This window comes from Paenibacillus sp. WLX1005 (assembly GCF_046603685.1).
Lineage (GTDB): Bacteria > Bacillota > Bacilli > Paenibacillales > Paenibacillaceae > Saccharibacillus.
Map to the genome: position 1 here is coordinate 3,822,219 of NZ_CP176756.1, position 21,489 is coordinate 3,843,707.

A 21,489-nucleotide genomic window follows, 5' to 3' on the forward strand; every position below is an offset into this window, starting at 1 on the left:
GCTTAAACGAAACGAAATACTTCGGTATCGATTGTTGATGCGTGAACAGGTGTTGTGTATTTATCAGCCTGTAGACGCTCGCTCAGTACTTTGGCTACACCGGGCTTCATGATCTTCTCGGTATTATGCCCCGGATCAATAATCGCGATGCCTGCCAGCAGTGCATCATGGGCTGTATGGTAATCGATATCACCAGTGACGATGACATCTGCGCCTTTGAATAGTGCTGCATTCACATATCGACTACCGGAACCACCTAATACAGCAGCTTTTTTGATCGTGCGCTGCAAATCTCCGACAACACGTACCGTTTGTACGTCTAATCCATTTTTAACAGTATCAACAAATTGAGCCAGATTGACTGGCTCGTCTAGCTTGCCAACACGCCCCAATCCGAAGACTTTGCCTGGTAATGCCAATGGATAGAGATCATATGCGACTTCTTCATACGGATGTGCTTTGATCAAAGCTTGCACAGCCTTATTGCGCAGGCTGGATGGAATAATCGTCTCAAAACGTACTTCCGACGCCTGCTCTATACTGCCTTGCTGCCCAGAATATGGGTTTGTGCCCTCTTCCGGCTGAAACGTACCCGTGCCTTCGGTATGAAAGCTACAATGGCTATAATTGCCGATATGCCCGGCTCCTGCTGCCCAGACTGCATTCCGCACATTGTCCAGATGCGACGAAGGAACAAAGCTTACCAGCTTCAAATAATCGTCGGATGACGTTTGCTCAATCGGTACGGTGTTACGCAGTCCAAGCGCTTCTGCCATCCAGTCGTTGACTCCGCCTTCGGCGATATCCAGATTCGTATGACTGATATAAACGGCAATGTCGTGTTTAATCAGCTTTTCGTACAAACGTCCCATCGGTGTGCTCGTTTGTAAACTTTTCAGCGGACGGAACATGATCGCGTGATGTGCAACGATCAGATTGGCGTTCAGCGCAATCGCTTCATCAATCACCGCTTCGGTTACATCCAGTGCAACGAGAACGCCGGTAATGTCCTTTTGCAAGGTGCCGAGCTGCAAACCAATTCGGTCATCTGGTACAGCGATAGATTTGGGAGCAAATTGCTCCATATATTGAATTACTGTTTGTCCTTTTGCAAGCATGTTACGACCTCCTTCACCAGCTTGATCTGCTGTTGCAATGCTGCTACCTTCAATCGTGCTTCGTCTGTTTCGGACAATCCAACAGATGCTGCTACCTTTTCCAGCTTACCGATTTCCTGCTGCCATTTTTCGATAAAGACCGGTTCTGGTTGATTCAGCAAGTATGGTCCGAATTGCAGCAAATGATCCGCAGACAGAGAAATGTCCTCTCCCTGAGACACGGTTAACGTACGTTCACGATACAGCTCGTTATTACGCTCTGCTGCATCATCTATGCGATCTGCGGTCAGAATTTCATATGTACGCCCGTCCTCTTCCAAAATCTGCTCAGACGACAGGAACCAATCATGCTCTAGCAACCAGCGACGCACAAATTCTTCACCTACATTCGGCTGCAAAATCAAACGCGAGACACCTGCCAGCTTGGATATGCCTTCTGACAAAATCGTAACGATCAGTGCACCGCCCATACCTGCAATCGTAATGACATCCACTTCACCGGGTTCCAGTACAGCCAGCCCGTTACCGAGACGTGGCTGAATCACCTGACCTAGCCCAGCTTCATTTACTTGACGCTGGGCTGCATCCAGTGGACCCTGATTCAATTCACCAGCAATCGCCTGTGTTACCCATCCCTGACGCACAGCAAAAACCGGCAAAAGGGCATGGTCGGACCCGATGTCCGCCAGACGGCTTCCCGCCGGAATTTGCTCTGCTATTTTGGTCAATCTTGTTGATAATTTCACGCTGTCACCCACACAATCCATTTTTTTCGTAAAACAAATAACAATATACATGCCAGTGCAATTTTCGTAATGCACAGCACGGTAAAAATATCCGGCATATGTCCGCGCAACAGCACTTCATCAATCTCCGGCATAAACCAGATCGCCACTCCAGATGTAAAATAAACTGCTGCCAGCTTGCGACCACGATGATGCACAAGCCAGCAAAACCAGACAAACAACATGCTGAGCGGCAACCATAGCGCTTGCAGCATAATCCATGACGCATCCGGCTTCACCTGTGCAAAGAAGCTACCATACAGCATCACAAATGCCCCGAATCCGATATATAGCAACACCGGACTGGAAATCACATACCCCATTATACACCAGATCGCTCCGCAACCAATAACAAGTAGCGGTGTCCAGAACGCCATATCCAGATGATGCTCTCGTATAATGAGCAGCCCCAAACCGAGCATTAACACACTGCCTAGCGCTAGCAGTACCGATGCAACAGGTCCATTGCTTTTGCGCATTCGGATACCGACGATGTAGCAGGCTGCCGTAAAGACCGGTACACATAACACCTGCATCAAAAACGGAAACGTCGAGAAATACAGCACCATTAAACAAATAAAACAAAGCATCAGAAAAATAAACATCCATGTGCGCAGATTACCCTGCTTGAGTGAACTCATTGATAGCAGTTTTTTGTCACTGCGTTCCTGATCCACGTCATATAGATTGGACAAAAAATCGCAATAATGCTCTGGCAACAGCCGATTTTCCCGCCAGTATTCAATTTCGTCCAAAATAACGCCCCGTCGTTCCTGATTCACACTTGTCCCCCGCTTCCCTGTATCATTCCGGTAGCAGCGCCAAGGTTCGCCACATGTTACACCGGATTGTAAACCATATACTTATATATCGCTGAACGGAGAGAAAAAGTAAAGGCTTTCCAGCAAGTTGCTATCTTGGTGAGATCGTACATAAAAAAGCCTGCTGATATACAGCAGACTTTTCATGTATATACTGCCCAGCAACTATCGACAGATCCTTCGATGGTTACTGGGTGGATCATTTGAATGAACGTACCTTCTATTCGAGGAAATCTTTCAGACGTTTGCTGCGGCTTGGGTGGCGCAGTTTACGCAGCGCTTTGGCTTCGATCTGACGAATACGCTCACGCGTAACGCCGAACACTTTGCCGACTTCTTCGAGCGTACGTGTACGACCGTCATCCAGTCCAAAACGCAGGCGCAGAACGTTTTCTTCGCGCTCAGTCAGCGTATCCAACACATCTTCCAGTTGCTCTTTGAGCAGCTCGTAAGCGGCAGCATCGGCTGGAGCCAGTGCGTCTTGATCCTCGATAAAGTCACCCAGATGGGAATCGTCTTCTTCACCGATTGGCGTTTCCAGCGATACCGGCTCTTGTGCAATCTTCATGATTTCGCGTACTTTCTCGACGCTCAGCTCCATCTCGGCAGCGATCTCCTCAGGAGACGGTTCGCGACCTAGTTCTTGCAACAGTTGACGGGAGACACGGATCAGTTTGTTGATCGTTTCTACCATATGCACCGGGATACGAATTGTTCTTGCTTGGTCGGCAATCGCACGCGTAATCGCCTGACGAATCCACCAGGTTGCATACGTACTGAATTTGTATCCTTTTGTATGGTCGAACTTCTCAACCGCTTTGATTAGACCCATATTCCCTTCCTGAATCAGATCCAGGAACAGCATACCGCGTCCAACATAACGTTTGGCGATACTAACAACGAGACGCAAGTTCGCTTCCGCCAGACGGCGTTTTGCTTCTTCGTCACCTTGCTCGATACGTTTCGCCAATTCCACTTCGCTGTCAGCCGACAGCAGGGGAACACGACCGATTTCTTTGAGGTACATACGTACCGGGTCATTGATTTTGATGCCCGGCGGCAGTGCCAGATCATCGTCAAAGCTAAAATCGTTATCGCCATTTTCGCGGTCATTTTCGGAATCGGAAGATACTTCTTCGTCGCCTTCATTGATCACTTCGACGCCATTGTCACCCAGTTGCTCGTAAAACTCGTCGATCTGCTCGGCGTCTTGGTCGAAGACAGCCAGTCTTTCTGTAATATCTTTGTAGTTCAAAGAGCCACGCTTTTTGCCTACCTCCATAAGCTGCTCTTTTACTTGTTCAAGCGTTAATTCGGTTTCCAATTCAGTATGCTGATCGTTCGCCATCTTTCGACTCCCTCCTCCCTGAAAACAACCGTCCGAAACGGCTACTGTCTTTCCAGGGCGATAATCTCACTTGCAATTTGAGCAGCGCGCAAGAAATCACCAGATTTCTCGGCACGCAGCATCTCTTCTCTTTTCTGCTGAATCTGCTTTTGCTTTGGAAACTTTTTGATCTCGCGAATATAGTCATCCATCCCACGCAGACTCTCATCTAGCGGCGCATCCATCATCGAGATGGACGTTACCGTCTTCTCCAGCCGATCATCTTGCAGCGAGGCAATAAACCTGCTAATATCGGGCGGCTTTCCTTGCGCATAATACGAATAAATATACGCAGCCAGCGCAGCATGTTCTGGAATGTTAAAGGCATCTCCCAGTTGCTCGCTGACGGTGTGTGCCGCCTCGCCATCCTGAAGCATGATCGACAGCAGTCGGCGTTCAGCCACATGATAAGCAGGTAACAGTGTTGGTGCAGTCGCCTGTCTGCGTGATCCGCCGCCGCGTGACGGCTGGTTGCCCTGTTGAGCACCATTGCCGTTATAATTGCGACTGTTGTTCTGCTGTCCCTGCGCCTGTCTGCGATTCAGTGTCTGACGCGCTAGATTGCAATCCTGCTTGAGGCTTTCGAGCGACACGCCAACTTCTCCGGAAAGTTCCTTCAGGTACACTTCCCGCTCAGTCGGCGAAGTGAGGTGAGCAATAATCTGAATCGCTTCCTGCGCATACGCCGCCTTGCCGTCCTCTTCAAGCAGGTTATAGTTTTTCTTGACATTCAGTAGTCTGAACTTGGTGGTGGATACCGCTCCGTGAATGATCTGGTCGACAAAGCGCTCGCGGCTGTACTGGCGGATATATTCATCCGGGTCCAATCCGTTTTGCAGCATCGCCACCTTCACATGCAATCCTGCGCCTTCCAGGATCGGGATACTTTTGAGCGCGGCATTCTGACCGGCATTATCGCCATCGTAGCAGACGATAACCTCTTCTGTGAGCGTCCGAATCAGAGCAGCGTGATTTTCGGTCAGCGCCGTGCCCATTGTCGCTACAGTATGTTGTACCCCCGCATCCCATGCGGCAATCACATCGCCAAAGCCTTCCATCAATACGACTTGTCCCTGCTTGCGGATCGCTCCTTTGGCAAGGTTGAGATTGTATAACGTACGGCTTTTGTTGAACAGCCGACTTTCCGGCGAGTTCAGATACTTGGGCTGCCCCTCTCCGAGTATACGACCGGCAAAAGCGATCACTCTGCCACTGCGGTTCATAATCGGAAACATAATACGTCCGCGGAATCGATCCACATAACCGGAACCGTTTTGCCGCGGCGATAGCAGTCCACCCTTTTCCATCTCTTTCAGATCAAAGGAACGCTTTTCAAAAAACTGTACTAACGTATCCCAGCGATCCGGTGCATAACCGACCTGAAACTGGTCGATCTGCTTGTCGTCAATACCGCGAGCACGTAGATACTCCATCGCAGCCTTGCCGTGTTCGGTATTCTTCAACAGATAGTGAAACAGCTTGGCAGCCCACTCGTGAGCTTGAAGCAAACGTTCCAATTCCTTATTTTGCGGCGTCACCGCAGCTCCTTTACCATCTTGAAAAGGAACATGTGATTCTTCCGCCATCAATCTGACCGCTTCCGGAAAGGACAGGCCGTCAATTTCCATTCTGAACTTGATGGCATTGCCTCCTGCGCCGCATCCGTAACAGTAAAAAATCTGGCGTTCCGGTGTGACCGTAAACGAAGGCGTTTTTTCCGAATGAAACGGGCAGAGGCCCTTCATGTACTTTCCTTGCTTGGTCAGATGAACATACTTGCCTACCGTATCAATAATGTCATTGTGCTGAAGTACCGCTTCAATGACTTCATCGGGAATACCACCGCTATGTTCGGTGTTCATCGTTACCACCTTCATCTCTTTTCGCACGATAAATAATATTCGCTAGTCAGAACGAAACTCCTGCAAATTTGTCAAAAGTTTTGCCAACTGATACTGAAAATTTTTACGATCTTCGTCAGTCAGCGGTCGTGGACCTTTGCCATATTTGCCCTGACGACGTGCTTTTGCCTGTTCGTGGCGTCTGGCGAGCAAGAAATCGATATTGTCAGCATGAAATTCCATCCCGCGAAAGGATAGAACACGGCAGCGCTTGGCAAGCGCAATCGTCGCTAACCCATAATCCTGTGTAATCACAATATCGCCAGGGCGTACATGATTGACGATATACAGATCCGCGCTCTGGTCGCTGCGATCCACCTGCACGACCTGAACGCCCTCCTCCGCCTGAATACGATGGTCAAATGACGAAACAATCAGCACTGGAATATGAAACTGGCGTGCCGTTACAGCAATCTCTGCCTTGACGGGGCAGGCATCGCCATCAACGACGATCGTTGATCCAGGTTGCGTGGATTCCGATTGCAAATGTGCTCTCCTTTCCATGCTACACATGATCCGAACTGGAAATGAAGCTTCCAGCTAACATGCGGCGTCACGGAGCATACGTTCGTTCAGGAAGCGGAAAATACGGAACGACCATGCATAATTGTCGTTCCGTATACGGGTATGAACAGATATGAAAATACTGTTGTATCTTATTTAACCAGCTTGGAGAAATCGGCAAAGCGTTTTACATCGCGGTCAATGACTGACAGCAATGCCAGACGATTGGCGCGAACTGCTTCATCATCCACCATAACCATAATATGGTCAAAGAAGGCGGTGATTGCTGGGCGCAGTGTAGACAATAATGCCAATGCTTCGCCAGTGCGATTTTGATCCAGCAGGTTGTTATATTGAAGGGTGACAGCTTGCCATGCCGCATATAGCTCCGATTCGCCGGATTCGCTAAACAGCGCCGGGTTCACGATATCTACTGTGGATTTGGCTGCCAGATTTGATACGCGTTCAAACGATTCGATGATCAGCTTGAAGTCAGGAACGTCCTGAACTGCTTTCATCAGATCGTTACCACGTGCTACAACGGAGCCAATATGGCTAAAGCCTGCCGAGATTACGGCATCAACTACGTCGTAACGAAGCGTTTCGGACAGCAGCTTTTTGACACGCAGTCCAAAGAACTCATATAAATCTATACGTATTATATCGGAAGAACGTTTCAAATTCCTTAAATTTTCATGAATTTTCAGTGTAATATCAAACACTTGTTCCAAAGTGAGCGATAATTGTCGTTCCAGCAAAATCTGCACGATACCAGCAGCTTGACGACGCAGTGCATAAGGGTCCTGCGAACCGGTCGGAATGATGCCGATCGAGAAGCAAGCTACGATCGTATCAATCTTCTCGGCGATGCTAATAATCGAACCTGTGATCGATGTCGGAGCACCTTCACCGGCAAAACGCGGCTGATAATGTTCGAAGATGGCGCGTGCCACTTCTTCACTTTCGCCTGCTTTGCGTGCATAATCTTCACCCATTACACCTTGCAATTCCGGGAATTCGTAGACCATCTGAGTTACGAGGTCGAATTTGCTAATGTCGGCAGCGCGGCTAATGTGAACTGCTTGCTCTGGCGATACATGCAGAGCTGTACCGAGCTGATCAGCAATCTGACGCACACGGCGTACTTTCTCGCCTAATGTACCGATTTCTTCATGGAATACGATATTGTCCAGCTTGGCAACGGCATCTTCAATCTTCAGCTTCTGATCTTCTTCATAGAAGAATTTGGCATCGGATAGACGGGCACGCAGTACCTTTTCATTCCCGCGAGCGATGACATCTAGCGCACGATCATCACCGTTACGAACGGTAACGAAGAACGGCAGCAGCTGACCTTCCTGGTTCAGCACCGGGAAGTAACGCTGATGCTCACGCATCGATGTAATCAGAACATCCTGCGGAATGTTCAGGAACGATTCTTCAAATGTTCCGTACAGCACGGTTGGTGTCTCTACCAGAAACAGTACTTCTTCCAGCAAATCTTCTTTGACATCGATATGCCAGTTTTGCTGGGAAGCGAGATGTGCAATCTGCGCGCTGATCATTGCCTGACGCTCTTCTACATCTGCGATTACATGCTGCTGGCGCAGAGCTTCCATGTACAGATTCGGTTCGGCAATTTCGGTATCATGACCAAGGAAACGATGTCCGCGTGTCGTACGGCCGGTGCGAACGCCAGTAATTTCGAAATCGATGACATCATGTCCCCACAGTGCCACCATCCAGCGAATCGGACGGATAAAGCGGAAATCATATGCGCCCCAGCGCATATTTTTGGGGAATGTCAGAGATGTAATGATGCTTTGCAGCGCTTCGGCTACAATCTCATCAGTATTAATCCCAACACTGCTTTTGCGTGCATAGATGTATTCAACGCCGCCAACTTCGCGGAATGTAAAGTCTGCCGGGTCAACACCCTGACTGCGCGCAAAGCCTTGTGCAGCCTTGCTCCAGTTGCCTGCTTCGTCCTGTGCGATTTTTCGGGAAGGACCTTTGACGTCTTCACTGATGTCTTCCTGTTTCTCCGCTACATCCTTCACCCAGATAGCTAGACGACGCGGTGTGGCAAATGCTTTGGCTTCGCCATGTGCCAGACGAGAATCGTCTAACCATTTGACGGTTTTATCTAGCAATTGGTTCATCGCTGCGCGCAAAAAGCGAGCAGGCACTTCTTCCAGACCAATTTCAAGTAGTAAGTCTTTAGCCATGATTATACCTCTCCCTTCTTGAGCATCGGGAAGCCCAGCTTCTCGCGGCTTTCCAGATATGTCGAGGCAATCTGACGTGCCAGATTGCGGACGCGAGTAATATAGCCTGTACGTTCGGTGACACTAATCGCACCGCGCGCATCGAGCAGGTTGAATGTATGCGAGCATTTCAGTACATAGTCATACGCTGGGAATACGAGATTTAATTCCATAGCGCGTTTGGCTTCCTGCTCATACGTACTGAACAGATTCAGCAGCATCGCTACATCGGACACTTCAAACGTATAGGTGGAGTGTTCTACTTCCGGTTGATGGAATACATCGCCATAGCTAATGCCTTCTACCCATTCCAGATCAAACACATTTTCTTTTTCCTGAATGTACGAAGCTAGACGCTCCATACCATAAGTGATCTCTACCGAGACCGGGCTCGTTTCAATACCACCGACTTGTTGGAAATACGTGAACTGGGTAATTTCCATCCCATCCAGCCATACTTCCCAACCAAGACCGGCACAACCGAGGGTCGGGTTCTCCCAGTTATCTTCAACAAAACGAATATCATGATCCAATGGCTCAATACCGAGCGCACGCAGACTTTCCAGATAGACTTCCTGAATGTTGTCCGGCGACGGCTTGATGATTACCTGAAACTGGTGATGCTGGTACAGACGGTTCGGGTTCTCGCCATACCGACCATCAGATGGACGACGGGATGGCTCTACATAAGCGACACGCCAAGGCTCAGGACCAATCGTACGCAGGAAGGTCATCGGGTTCATCGTACCTGCACCTTTTTCCGTATCATACGGTTGAACGATAATGCAGTTGTGTGCTGCCCAGAAGTTTTGCAGCGTCAAAATCATGTGCTGGAAATTCATCGACATTACTCCTTTTCCGTAATCTTCGTATTGGAATTGCGGGTGCTGACACGGCATATTCATCTGCAACGCACGCAAAAAACTCCCGTTCCTACGCCTGGTCACAGACATAGGGACGAGAGTTTCAGTTCCCGCGGTTCCACCCTATTTGAAGACATATACTGCATGTCATCCACTTTTCCGTATTCAGCTCATATGCTCACGGATGCCATTCAACTGTCGCTCGCCGTCAGGCTTGCACGATCCCTGACTCGCTTGGGACGATGATCGATAGTTTACTATTCCGGTCAACGCATCATGTGTGCTCATAGTGCAGCACAATCTAGAACACATCATACCGAAATTGACAGCGTTCGTCAATAACAGGCATGACTGTTTTGCATTTGATTGTTCGGCTCTGCTGCGTGTATTGGGCAATCTCACCTGAATTTCATTAAGCAATGGTGGTATCGTCGATCTGAATGGTCATACAATGCTAAGATGATTGTCTTACGTGTCTCCACGGTTGGTATACGGAATATCAGATCTCGTAGCGCTCCAATTGTTCCAAAAAGCGACGCGATTTTAATTTTAAGCCAAGCTGAACTTCCATAAATGCGTTCATGATCTTTTTGAGTTCCGCTCTCGTCTCTTCTTTCACATCGATATTACCAAGGCGGCGGATATCGAGGCGGGAAAAGAGACGCAGCAAGCGCAATGTACCTGGCGAAATGGACATAGCTGCCGGGTCCTGACGGCGTTCGCGCTTAGACAGAATACCACCCAGCCCGGGGCTGACCCAGAACTCACCTTCGGTTTCACCGGAGAACATACAAGCATCAACCTGCGGGGCATAGCCTGCCGCCTGTAATACTTTCATCTCGAACAAGGATGTTAATACAACCGGATCGCGACCTTCTCCGAGAAAGGACAAATATGCCTTCAACTGATCAAACCAGAAATGCCCGGTCTCGTTATCCAGCAGCGCCTTGTCGACCAGCTCACATCCATATGCACCATAAGCTGCCAGCGTAATATCCTCACGCAAATTGTGATTGGATTGGATCACTTCGCCCTGATTCAGCGTACCCATGCCAGTTCCACTGCGTAGAAATGAAAATTCGCCATGTGTAAATGGCTGTACAAGCGCTGCATAACGACTTTTGGCTTTACGCGCGCCACGGACGAATACGGCGACTTTGCCATGCGTTTCGGTACACAGAGTCATAATTTTGTTGCCTTCACCGTAATCCATACTACGGATGACGATTCCTTCCAGTCTGTATAACACGCTTCATCCTCCGATCTCCATCATACGCGTTGTTAAGCAAACATACCCTGTCGCGTATAAAAGAAACAGAGCATATATACAAATGCTCTGTTCTCTTGATCAGGCGTCTTTGTGGAAGCCAAGGTCTTTGAGAACCCGGTCCTGGTTACGCCAATCTTTCTTCACTTTGACCCACAGTTCCAAAAAGGTTTTGGAACCGAGCAGGTTTTGAATATCCATTCGTGCGCGTTTGCCAACTTCCTTCAGCAAGGCACCTTGTTTACCAATGATGATGCCCTTCTGGGAATCACGTTCAACGAAAATAACTGCCGAGATGTTGACGAGACCATTTTCCTGCGTATACATGTCTTCAATTGTTACCGCGATGGAATGGGGAATCTCTTCGCGCGTCATTTGCAGTATTTTCTCACGGATCAATTCTGCGCAGACAAATTGTTCCGGGTGGTCGGTCACTTGATCGTCCGGGTAGTATTGCGGACCGGAAGGCAGATATTTGCCCAGTTGCTCCAGCAAGGTGCTGACGTTGTTCCCATTCTTGGCAGAGATCGGAACAATTTCTGCAAATTCGTGCAGGGAGCGATATTTATCAATGATCGGCAGCAGTTCTTCCGGGGATACCTGATCAATTTTGTTGATAACGAGGAATACCGGCGTTTTGACTTTTTTGAGATGCTCAATAATGAAGCGGTCGCCGCCGCCTAGCCCTTCAGCTGCATCTACAAGGAACAACGCTGCTTCAACTTCGTTGAGTGTATTGAGGGCGGTTTGATTCATATAATCGCCTAGCTTGGATTGACGTTTGTGTACGCCCGGTGTATCGAGGAAGACGATTTGCATCTCTTCGGTTGTGTATACACCGTGAATTTTGTTACGGGTAGTTTGTGGTTTGTCGGACATGATCGCAATCTTTTGCCCGATTACTTGGTTCATCAGCGTTGATTTGCCTACGTTGGGACGACCGACAATCGCTACAAAACCGGATTTAAAGGATGGTTTGGACATATGGTTCTCCGTTCATCGACGGTCAAAGCCGCCGTTAGTTGGGTATAGCTTTACATGTTTATTTATTCAAGTTCCATGGACCAAATGCATGTGGCAACAGCTCAGAGATGGTAGTCATCCGTGTATCGCCCTTCATATTGGAGAGCAGCACCGGCATATCTGGCTTGCAAAGCTCGACCATGACTTGACGGCAAACGCCGCATGGCGCAATCGGTTCATCGGTATCGCCAACAACAGCCAGCATCTGAAATGTACCCGGCGTTTGTCCATGCGCGATCGCGCTGAACAATGCGGTACGTTCGGCACAGTTACTTGGCGTATAGCCAGCATTTTCAATATTACAACCATGATGTACATTGCCGGCAGCATCCAGCAACGCAGCACCAACTGAGAAATGCGAATACGGTACATAAGCTTTGGCACGAGCAATGATTGCCTCTTGCAGCAGTTGAGATGTTTCCATAAGGTACATGTTCCTCCCGTACAGCTACGTTTGATCTGTACTGATTATTTCGACGGACATAGCGGTACACAGCGTTTCCTTCTATTTTACATCATTTATACACGTTCGCCCATAGCAAACATAGTTTCCACGGCAAAATAAACCCCTTACCAGTCCATCTTGGCAAGGGGCTCATGATAAAATTCATATTCTCGAACATCGCAGCTATCTGATTATCGGGAAATTCCCGAAGATCCCGATGTCGCGCTGGACGACAAAGCTTGAAACCAGATCCAGAACGGGTCCCAGAACACGATCAAACCGATCACTGCCGCAGCCAGCGACGAGATCAATACCGCACCAGCGGCAGCATCCTTGGCTTTTTTGGCAAGCGGATGTATATCGGGAGAGAACAGATTTACGGTAGCTTCGACAGCGGTATTCAGCAATTCCGTACCAAGCACCAGCGAAATCGCCAGAATTAACAGAATCCAGTCCACTTGACTCACATCAAAAAACCATCCGGCAGCAACAATCACAAGCGTTGCCAGCACATGAATGCGGAAATTGCGCTCCGTACGGAATGTAGCAACAACGCCTTCATAAGCTGTATAAAATACGTCTCTCCACGATCTCTTCATCAGCGCGTCAATCCAATCTGCCGCAGCACCTGCTCCTGCTTGCCCATCATTTCTGCTTCGCTCTCCTCATCCTGATGATCGTAGCCAAGCAGATGCAAAAATCCATGCACAAACAGGAAACCAAGCTCACGTTCAACAGAATGACCATAGTCCTCACTCTGAGCAATCGCCTTCGGTACAGAAATGATAATATCACCAAGCATCACGTCTGGTAATTGTTCCGCATCCTGCCCTTCGCTGTTGCCATAGTGAATCTCCGGCTCATCATCCAGTGATTCGTTCATCGCAAATGACAGTACATCGGTTGGACGATCAATGTTGCGGTATTCGCGATTCAGCTCATGGATCACTTCATCGTCTACAAAGGTGAGCACTACCTCACCCTCGGCTACACCTTCTTGCTGTCCTGCTGCTTGCAAAATCTGCTCCAGCACGCCAATCAGCTCCGCTGTGATTGCATATTCCGTTTGCTCATTTTCCCATGCGAGCTGTAAACTCATGCTTTGTTCTCCTTTGACTCCGGCTTTTTGATATCTTCCGGATATTCGATCCGTGAATGGAAAATCCCCATAACTGCTTCTTTCAGCGTTTGAGCGACGACATCCAGCTCTTTCATCGTCAGATCACAGTCGTTAAACTGATGATCATCCAACCGACCTTTGATGATTTTCTCAATCATCGTCTCGACCTGCTCAACTGTTGGCTGCTTGAGCGAACGCACTGCCGCTTCCACGCTGTCAGCGATACCGACAACTGCCGCTTCCTTCGTCTGCGCTTTTGGACCCGGATAACGGAAATCCTCTTCAGTAAAGTCTGGCTCTACGCCTTGCTCCTCTGCCAGCTTCAGCGCCTTATGGTAAAAGAAATGTAGGAACGTACTGCCGTGATGCTGCTCCGCAATATCGCGAATCGGCTTGGGCAGCTTGTATTCCTTTTGCATTTCTACGCCATCTCGCGCATGGGCAATAATGATTGATTTGCTCAGCTTTGGATCAATGCTGTCATGCGGATTTTCCATATGATTTTGATTTTCAATAAAATAGCTCGGACGTTTCGTTTTCCCGATATCATGATAATACGAACCGACCCGGCATAGCAATCCATTGGCACCAATCGCCTCAGCAGCAGCTTCTGATAGATTGCCGACCATAACGCTATGATGATACGTACCCGGCGTCTCGATCAGCAGCTTGCGCAGTAATGGATGATTCGGGTTGGACAACTCGATCAGCTTGAGCGCTGACAAAATGCCAAATGTCGTTTCGAAAAACGGCATTAGACCAAGCACGAGTACTGTACTGAGCAGACCACCAATAAAGGCAAATCCAAGCGTGTACAGCACCGTCATACGCGTCCACTCGCTATCATTCAGCAATACGAGTGTGAGCACCGAAAACGCACCGAATAGACACGCCATAATGCCAGCCTTTAAAATGGTCGATCGTTGACTTGCTCGATGAATGGAGTGAATTACTGCCAGTGACACAACGAGCGTAAACAAGCCAAATTGATAATCAAACATCTCACCCTGACGCATATTCAAAATAACACTAACGATCACACTCAGTATAACAGAGCAAATGTATGCTAGATGCAAGTCCAGCAACAGAGTGATCAGCATCGCACCTAGTGCTGCTGGTACGAGATAGCCGAAGTATGACGAATTGCCCGTTTGTAAAATACGTACCAGATGGAACGTAACGATACAAATGGCAAAAATCAAGATCAGCATCAACAGCTGCGAATTGTTGTAATAGGTGCCACGCTGCGCTGACTGACGGAAAAACACATAGATACCTAGCGTTAATAAAAAGGTAAACATCAACAAGCCGAGCTGCGGCCAGTAGTTGACCTCATTTTTAAGTAAGTTGTTCTCATCCAACAAGGTGTACATTTCCTGGGTAATAATCTGACCCGCAGGAACGATCACTTCCCCTTGTTGCACGTAAACGATCGGTGTATTCTCACGTGCTTCCACTTTGGCTGCTTTGGTTGCTTCTTCGTCATAGAACTTGTTTGCTGTCAGTACACCACGAATCAATTCTTGCATAACCTCACGAGCAGTACGGCTCTCCAGTGAGCTAGTATTCACCAACTCTGCTACGCGTGCACGCGCAGATTGAGCATCCGTGATCTGATCGCTCATCAGCCGTGTAACAATCGTTGCTGCTATCTGGCTCATCTGCTGCACATCATCAGTTGATAGACGCGGTATCTTTAGAAACGTTTCTTCCGGAATGCTGTATGTCTGATTGGAAATCGTACTTTGCATCTCATCCAGCAGCTGGGAAGAATAATTACTAGCATCGCGATGATTGCGAATAAAGTTAGCTACAGAGTTACGAATACGCCCGGGAATCTCCTGGCTGTAAATCTGCGCCTTATCCGCACTCGAAATCTGATCATCCTGATTCAGGGATTCGATGCGCTCCAGCATCTGAGCAATTACATTTTCCCGATGCATGGATACGATCGTATAGACCGACTCCACCCGCTCAGCTGCCGTTTCCTGCGCCTGTAATGTTGCCTTATTGTTCGGAATCTGCATCGGTGCAACGATATCCTTTTCGGTAACTGCACCGACACGCAGATCAAAGCGCTGTGGCAGCAAATTCGGCGCCAGACTGACATAAAATAGTACCAACAGGAGCGCAAACAAAATATAGCGCGATAGGCGGTCGGTTTTCCAGCCAGCGAGTCTGGAATAGAATGTTTTGTTACTTGGGGACGGTTCCTTGGAAGTCATACATACAGTCCTCTCACTTCTGAATATTCAAAATGTGCGGATGCTGCGTATCCACTGACCATCTGCTATTCCAGATTCTCCGATGCTTTATCATAAGCAACGATAATTTTTTGTACCAGTGAATGCCGCACCACGTCCTGCTCGGCGAATGTTACAAAACCGATCTCTCCGATGCCGTCCAATATGAGACGCGCCTCTACCAGACCGGATTTTTTGCCGCGTGGCAGGTCGATCTGAGTCACGTCTCCGGTAATGACCATCTTGGAGCCGAAGCCGAGCCGGGTTAGGAACATCTTCATCTGTTCTGCTGTCGTATTTTGCGCTTCATCAAGAATGATGAAAGAATCATCCAGTGTACGTCCGCGCATATAAGCAAGCGGCGCAATCTCGATCAGACCACGTTCTAGTGCTTTTGCGGTCTGCTCCTGACCCATAACGTCATACAGAGCGTCATACAGTGGACGCAGATAAGGATCTACCTTTTCCTGCAAATCGCCCGGCAAAAAGCCCAGACTTTCGCCCGCTTCCACCGCTGGTCTTGTCAGCACGATGCGCTTGACCTTGCCTTCCTTCAATGCAGCAACAGCAAGCACGACCGCGAGATACGTTTTACCTGTACCCGCTGGACCGATGCCGAACACGATATCACGTTTTTGAATCGTGCTGACATAGTGCTTTTGCCCGATCGTTTTGACTCGAATCGGTTTGCCGCGGAAGGTCTGGGTGATTTCTCCTTTATATAAGTCGAGCAATTGATCCGCTCGCATGTCTTTGGCAAGCTCAATGGCATATAAAATATCCCGTTCGGTCAACACGTAGCCTTTGCGAACAAGTTCAAGCAGTACTTCAAACAACTGCTGTACCTGATCCACGACTGGAACGGAACCCTGGATAACAATCTCGGCTTCACGGCTGCCGATTCTCGCTTCTGTCTCACGTTCGATAATCTTCAGAAACTGGTCCTGAGGACCGAACAAGGACAGTCCTTCTTCTGCATTTTGCAGGGGAATTCTGATGCTTTGCGTTTGCTCTGACAAATAGCCTCAATCTCCTCAATAATAAATTATAGTGTCCATACCTTCTCATAAACTTTACCATTGTATCGAGAGTCATGCAAAATTTTTTGGAGGGGTACGATGCTATTATTCACCCTCATTGGTTCTTTTGAAGCAGTCCTGCCGACTCTAACGCAGTGTTGATGGAAAAATAAGCCGATCCCTCGCGGAATCGGCTTATTACTGCATCGTCGTAGTGTCTGTCTTCTGTTCAATATTAACATTCTATGAAACAGAGAAGATAATACATGAACGACGTCCCAACATTCAAGATGGCTTGCGCTGGCTGTTGATTCGTCCCCAGCCCTGCGCTTGACGGGAGCGCGGTGCACTCAAGATCTCTGCCCACAACACGCCCTGTGTTGCCTGATCAGCATCCAGCTTCAAACCTTCTGCTGATGTATTGCGTGTATCCTTACTCTGCGATGCTGATGATGTTCGTTGTGTACTGCGCGGTTGGTCAGTCATATCTCTTGTTCGTTCGCCCAATACATTATTTAGTTGATCCAGACGTTGCTGCATTTCTTTGCGATAGTCATCCGCATTACGTCCAATATTCTGGCGATCGTCATATTCCGAGCGTGAACCTTCACGGCTGTTGCCCGAAGTACCTGCGGACAATTCACCTTCATCATTACGCGAATAGGTAGGGCTTTCCGTCGATGTGCCTTCATCCAGACTGCCGCGCGGCTGCTCCATATCGTAGCGACGCTGCGCTTCCTGATAACGGCGCTGCGCCTCTTCTTCGCTCTCCTGCTGAGGAGCATTCCACGGATGTGGTTGGGTTGGGCGATTGTTGCCATCCTGTCGATTCATCGGTCCGCCACCAAAAGTTGGCATACCCGGATTACTGCGACGGTTTTTACTTTTACCAGAACGACTACTAATCGCTGTAAAAATGGCAAAGGCAATAATGACCACAATATACAGATTGCTTAACACAAAATCGATCATATGCTACACATCCTTATTTCAATGGCTGTTGATCGTTACCGCCCTGATTCGGATCATTGGCTTTGCCAAGCGAGCCTCTCATCTGTGTATCTGCTTCGATATTTTTCAAGTTCATATAATCCATCACACCCATCTGTCCGTTACGGAGCGCTTCTGCCATTGCGAGCGGTACATCGGATTCGGACTCGACCACGCGCGCTCTCATTTCTACGACGCGTGCCTTCATCTCTTGTTCCTGTGCAACCGCCATCGCACGGCGTTCCTCGGCTTTTGCCTGAGCGATGCGTTTGTCAGCTTCCGCCTGCTCGGTTTGCAGCATCGCGCCGATGTTTTTACCTACATCAACGTCCGCGATATCGATGGACAGAATTTCAAAAGCTGTACCAGAGTCCAGACCTTTCTGCAAAACGGTACGGGAGATCAGGTCGGGATTTTCCAGTACTTGTTTGTGGGAATCACTGGAACCGACGGTTGTAACGATACCTTCACCGACACGGGCAATGATCGTTTCTTCACCGGCACCACCGACGAGACGATCGATGTTGGCACGCACAGTAACACGCGCTTTAACACGTACTTCGATACCGTCCTTGGCAACAGCAGCGACGACAGGTGTTTCGATCACTTTCGGGTTAACACTCATTTGTACGGCTTGCAGTACGTCACGACCGGCAAGGTCAATCGCAGCTGCACGTTCAAATTCCAGTGGAATATTCGCACGCTGCGCAGCGATCAGGGCGTTAACAACACGGTCAACATTACCACCTGCCAGATAGTGACTTTCCAGTTGATTCAAATTCAGACCTAGACCAGCTTTGTGCGCTTTGATCTGCGGGTTGACGATACGGGATGGCACAACACGACGCAGACGCATCGCTACAAGGGTAATGATGCCGACACGTACGCCGGATGCGACTGCGGAAATCCACAGCGCTAATGGGAAAAAGCTGAAAAACACGCTAAGCACAATAATGGCAACTACAATAATAAAAATAGCGCTTACGATAGGTGAAGTCATTTCATTCATCACGCTCCGATTTCATTGGATTGGGTCAAACGGCCGGCGTTGTGGCTGTAATTGACCGTCATAGTTATGTAAGAACAGCGGTCAGCGCAGGCAGTCATGCAGTGAAACTGCCTGTGCCTTGCGGGTCCGCCCTTCCCGGTACGGTACAGCTGAAAAGCTTGCGCCGGATGATACGACAGGAGTGCTGCAATAGGAGATTCTGTGATCAATTGGCGGAATCGGCAGATGTAGCAGATTCGGAACGAGAGGCTTCTTTGGATGCTGACCATTCATCTACAATGATGCGGCTACCGTCGATACGGACAACCTTCACATGACGATCGCGCTCAATATAACCGCCTTGCGTTACTACGTCGATATGACGACCTTCGATCAAGATCGTTCCCGATGGACGCAGAGGTGTCAAACTTGTCCCTTCTAGACCGATCAGCTGCTCACGCTGTAAATTCGCCATATAACTCTCATCCGAGGTCAATTGCTCGCTCAGAATAAAACGATTCCAAACACCGCGCTTACGGAAAATGTATGCAACGATACTAACAACGATTGCAGCCGCTACAAAAGCAATACCTAGTGAAAGCAGCGCATCCGATGTATCACGTGCAGCCTGTACAACCGCGTAGATCAAGCTCCCCGCCCCCAAGATTCCTAATATGCCAAAGCTTGGTATGAAAAATTCCAGTACTAGCAACAGTAAACCGGCAGCGAACAGAATCCATGTTAAGGAACCCGAGTAACCAGCCAGCTGTCCGCCGTAGAAAAACAGTCCAAACGCAATAACGCCAACTGCTCCCGGCGCGATCACGCCTGGCACGAGAATTTCAATTGCAATCCCTGCAATCCCGACAAACAAGAGCAACGTTTGAACGACTGGGTGGGTCAAAAATGCAGCAATGCCAGTTCCGACTCCTGACTGGGTCGCCTGCACAGTTTCGGCTGCGGCATGAACCGGCAATGCATACGCCAGCAGACCTACAATCAGCGTTAGCGCAAGTATTCCCCAAGTTAAGGATGGACGACGGTAATCCTTTCCGCCATCGTTGTACATCATCATATGATCTTGCCCCCTTCTTTTCAGCTGTACATTCTGAACAAGGCTGGACATACCGTTTACGGTCATTCCTGTCAAAATGACCAAGTAAACAGCAGAAACTGCTTATACTTTATTATACGCACAATACGCTGCGACGTTTCACAAAAATGTAATAATCTTCATATTAAATGTGAGCCTTCTCTAAAAAGGTACAGAAAAAAGCACCTTCTTTAACGAGTAAAGAAGGTGCTTTTGAATTTGTTTATTGCAGAAGCTGCTGAACCGCTTGGTTCACAACTTTTCCGTCTGCGCGACCTTTGACCTTAGGCATCAAGGCGCTCATTACTTTCCCCATATCGGCTTTTGAAGAAGCACCGGTCTCCAGGATGGTCTGCTGTACAATGACTTTAATTTCTTCTTCAGAAAGCTGGGCAGGAAGATACTCTGAAACGATCTCAATTTCCGCTCTAAGGTTAGTTGTCAGGTCGTCACGACCTGCTTTCTCAAATTCTTGGAGGGCATCTTTGCGCTGTTTGATCTCACGGCTAAGAATATCAAGCACTTCATCGTCGTTCAAATCGCGTTTCAAATCAATTTCCTGATTTTTAATCGTCGAACGGACCATGCGGATGGTGGACAATTTAAACTTATCCTTGTCCCTCATCGCCTGCTTCATATCCTCGTTCAATCGTTCGCTAAGACTCATGACGGATAAATCCTCCTAAAACTTTCTTTTGCGCGCAGCCTCAGATTTTTTCTTACGCTTTACGCTCGGCTTTTCATAATGTTTGCGTTTTTTCACCTCAGCCAGAACGCCATCTTTAGCGATGGAGCGTTTGAAGCGACGAAGTGCTGCATCAATTGTTTCGTTTTTGCGAACTTTCGTTTCAGACACCAGTTTTCCCTCCCTCCGACCAGACCGTCCGGAAAAATAACACGGCTTATCAACTTTCATTATAGGTGAGAATGGATTACAGTGTCAACATCAACACAGCTTTTTCCAGCATTTTTTTGTGACGAATCTGATCAAATTGTTATTTTGGATTAAAAATGGATAATATTAGTCCGTCAACTGGTCACTTATCCACAGTTTAAAGCTGTCATAGCGCAGTATATGGTTGTGTTTGACACTATAATCGTTCTCTCTCTATTGCGAACTATTGTTGCTGTGCCGTGATCGTACTGCTATAAATGGAATCTTTTTTACGTAATTTGTGTATGTCCAATGCTGGATCAGGCGCTAATCAATGAACGAAATGCGTATGCTTGTGTGCGCCGTCCATTCCAATAAACTGTTATGCGTGCGAATCAGAATTGCCGATCAGGGCGCCCAGCTTGTTACCACCGAGTAGATGATAATGCACATGCTGCACTGCTTGTCCGCTATCTGGACCGCAGTTGTTAATAAGGCGGTAGCCGGATTGATCTACGTTAAGTTCTTTTGCCAGTTGAATTGCGATGCCGTGAATATCGGCAATCAACGGCAGATCGTCCGTAGTCACCTCATTCATAGAGTCGATATGCTTTTTCGGAATGATCAGCACATGCACAGGTGCTGCTGGAGCGATATCGTGAAAAGCAAGAATACGGTCGTCTTCATACACTTTGTTGCCGGGGATGGTGCCAGCGGCGATTTTACAAAATAGGCAATCTTCTTTGAACATGGAAACTTCCCCTTTCATCGTTACACGTAT

General features: G+C 48.3%; 21 protein-coding genes. All 21 read right to left on the reverse strand.

The window, feature by feature from the left end; all coding sequences use genetic code 11:
- Positions 1-2: 2 nt before the first annotated feature.
- Entirely contained in the window at positions 3-1,118 is a 1,116-nt protein-coding gene (locus tag ACE3MZ_RS16330) for a Nif3-like dinuclear metal center hexameric protein (protein WP_411343197.1), read from the reverse strand.
- Complete coding sequence (locus ACE3MZ_RS16335; protein ID WP_411343198.1) at positions 1,094-1,864, reverse strand: tRNA (adenine(22)-N(1))-methyltransferase; 771 nt, start codon at positions 1,862-1,864, stop codon at positions 1,094-1,096. Before ACE3MZ_RS16335 ends, ACE3MZ_RS16330 begins: the two co-directional genes overlap by 25 nt.
- Positions 1,861-2,685: a hypothetical protein gene (locus ACE3MZ_RS16340; protein ID WP_411343199.1), complete on the reverse strand. Its 825-nt coding sequence runs from the start codon at positions 2,683-2,685 to the stop codon at positions 1,861-1,863. Before ACE3MZ_RS16340 ends, ACE3MZ_RS16335 begins: the two co-directional genes overlap by 4 nt.
- Before the next feature lie 259 nt (positions 2,686-2,944).
- Positions 2,945-4,072 carry an RNA polymerase sigma factor RpoD gene (gene rpoD / locus ACE3MZ_RS16345; protein ID WP_367060155.1) on the reverse strand — a complete coding sequence of 376 codons (1,128 nt, stop codon included), beginning with the start codon at positions 4,070-4,072 and terminating at the stop codon, positions 2,945-2,947.
- Between the two features lie 41 nt (positions 4,073-4,113).
- Entirely contained in the window at positions 4,114-5,973 is a 1,860-nt protein-coding gene (gene dnaG, locus ACE3MZ_RS16350) for a DNA primase (protein ID WP_411343200.1), read from the reverse strand.
- Between the two features lie 42 nt (positions 5,974-6,015).
- Positions 6,016-6,498 carry a YaiI/YqxD family protein gene (locus tag ACE3MZ_RS16355; RefSeq protein WP_411343201.1) on the reverse strand — a complete coding sequence of 161 codons (483 nt, stop codon included), beginning with the start codon at positions 6,496-6,498 and terminating at the stop codon, positions 6,016-6,018.
- 170 nt (positions 6,499-6,668) lie between these two features.
- Positions 6,669-8,744, reverse strand: a complete 2,076-nt coding sequence (glyS, locus tag ACE3MZ_RS16360; RefSeq protein WP_411343202.1) for a glycine--tRNA ligase subunit beta — start codon at positions 8,742-8,744, stop codon at positions 6,669-6,671.
- A 2-nt stretch (positions 8,745-8,746) separates the two neighbouring features.
- Positions 8,747-9,625 (reverse strand): glycine--tRNA ligase subunit alpha, encoded by an 879-nt coding sequence (gene glyQ, locus ACE3MZ_RS16365; protein ID WP_411343203.1) that lies wholly within the window; start codon positions 9,623-9,625, stop codon positions 8,747-8,749.
- Positions 9,626-10,145: 520 nt separating this feature from the next.
- A complete protein-coding gene (gene recO, locus ACE3MZ_RS16370; RefSeq protein WP_411343204.1) occupies positions 10,146-10,895 on the reverse strand; it encodes a DNA repair protein RecO in 750 nt (249 codons plus the stop codon).
- Positions 10,896-10,994: 99 nt separating this feature from the next.
- Positions 10,995-11,897, reverse strand: coding sequence for a GTPase Era (gene era / locus ACE3MZ_RS16375; protein WP_411343205.1), 903 nt, complete (start codon positions 11,895-11,897; stop codon positions 10,995-10,997).
- Between the two features lie 58 nt (positions 11,898-11,955).
- Positions 11,956-12,360, reverse strand: a complete 405-nt coding sequence (gene cdd / locus ACE3MZ_RS16380) for a cytidine deaminase (RefSeq protein WP_411343206.1) — start codon at positions 12,358-12,360, stop codon at positions 11,956-11,958.
- 212 nt (positions 12,361-12,572) lie between these two features.
- Positions 12,573-12,980 carry a diacylglycerol kinase family protein gene (locus ACE3MZ_RS16385; RefSeq protein WP_411343207.1) on the reverse strand — a complete coding sequence of 136 codons (408 nt, stop codon included), beginning with the start codon at positions 12,978-12,980 and terminating at the stop codon, positions 12,573-12,575.
- Complete coding sequence (ybeY, locus tag ACE3MZ_RS16390) at positions 12,980-13,480, reverse strand: rRNA maturation RNase YbeY (protein ID WP_411343208.1); 501 nt, start codon at positions 13,478-13,480, stop codon at positions 12,980-12,982. The genes ACE3MZ_RS16385 and ybeY overlap by 1 nt, the downstream gene beginning before the upstream one ends.
- A complete protein-coding gene (locus ACE3MZ_RS16395; protein WP_411343209.1) occupies positions 13,477-15,726 on the reverse strand; it encodes an HD family phosphohydrolase in 2,250 nt (749 codons plus the stop codon). Before ACE3MZ_RS16395 ends, ybeY begins: the two co-directional genes overlap by 4 nt.
- Before the next feature lie 65 nt (positions 15,727-15,791).
- The gene (locus ACE3MZ_RS16400; protein WP_411343210.1) at positions 15,792-16,763 is read right to left on the reverse strand and encodes a PhoH family protein; all 972 of its coding nucleotides are present in this window, start codon (positions 16,761-16,763) and stop codon (positions 15,792-15,794) included.
- Positions 16,764-17,048: 285 nt separating this feature from the next.
- Complete coding sequence (locus tag ACE3MZ_RS16405; protein WP_411343211.1) at positions 17,049-17,735, reverse strand: hypothetical protein; 687 nt, start codon at positions 17,733-17,735, stop codon at positions 17,049-17,051.
- Positions 17,736-17,748: 13 nt separating this feature from the next.
- Positions 17,749-18,753: a flotillin-like protein FloA gene (floA, locus tag ACE3MZ_RS16410; protein ID WP_411343212.1), complete on the reverse strand. Its 1,005-nt coding sequence runs from the start codon at positions 18,751-18,753 to the stop codon at positions 17,749-17,751.
- A gap of 214 nt (positions 18,754-18,967) precedes the next feature.
- The gene (locus tag ACE3MZ_RS16415) at positions 18,968-19,816 is read right to left on the reverse strand and encodes an NfeD family protein (protein WP_411343213.1); all 849 of its coding nucleotides are present in this window, start codon (positions 19,814-19,816) and stop codon (positions 18,968-18,970) included.
- Between the two features lie 241 nt (positions 19,817-20,057).
- Positions 20,058-20,501, reverse strand: a complete 444-nt coding sequence (locus ACE3MZ_RS16420; RefSeq protein ID WP_411343214.1) for a GatB/YqeY domain-containing protein — start codon at positions 20,499-20,501, stop codon at positions 20,058-20,060.
- Between the two features lie 15 nt (positions 20,502-20,516).
- Entirely contained in the window at positions 20,517-20,690 is a 174-nt protein-coding gene (gene rpsU, locus ACE3MZ_RS16425; RefSeq protein ID WP_005547957.1) for a 30S ribosomal protein S21, read from the reverse strand.
- 400 nt (positions 20,691-21,090) lie between these two features.
- A complete protein-coding gene (locus ACE3MZ_RS16430; protein WP_411343215.1) occupies positions 21,091-21,459 on the reverse strand; it encodes a histidine triad nucleotide-binding protein in 369 nt (122 codons plus the stop codon).
- Positions 21,460-21,489 lie beyond the last annotated feature (30 nt).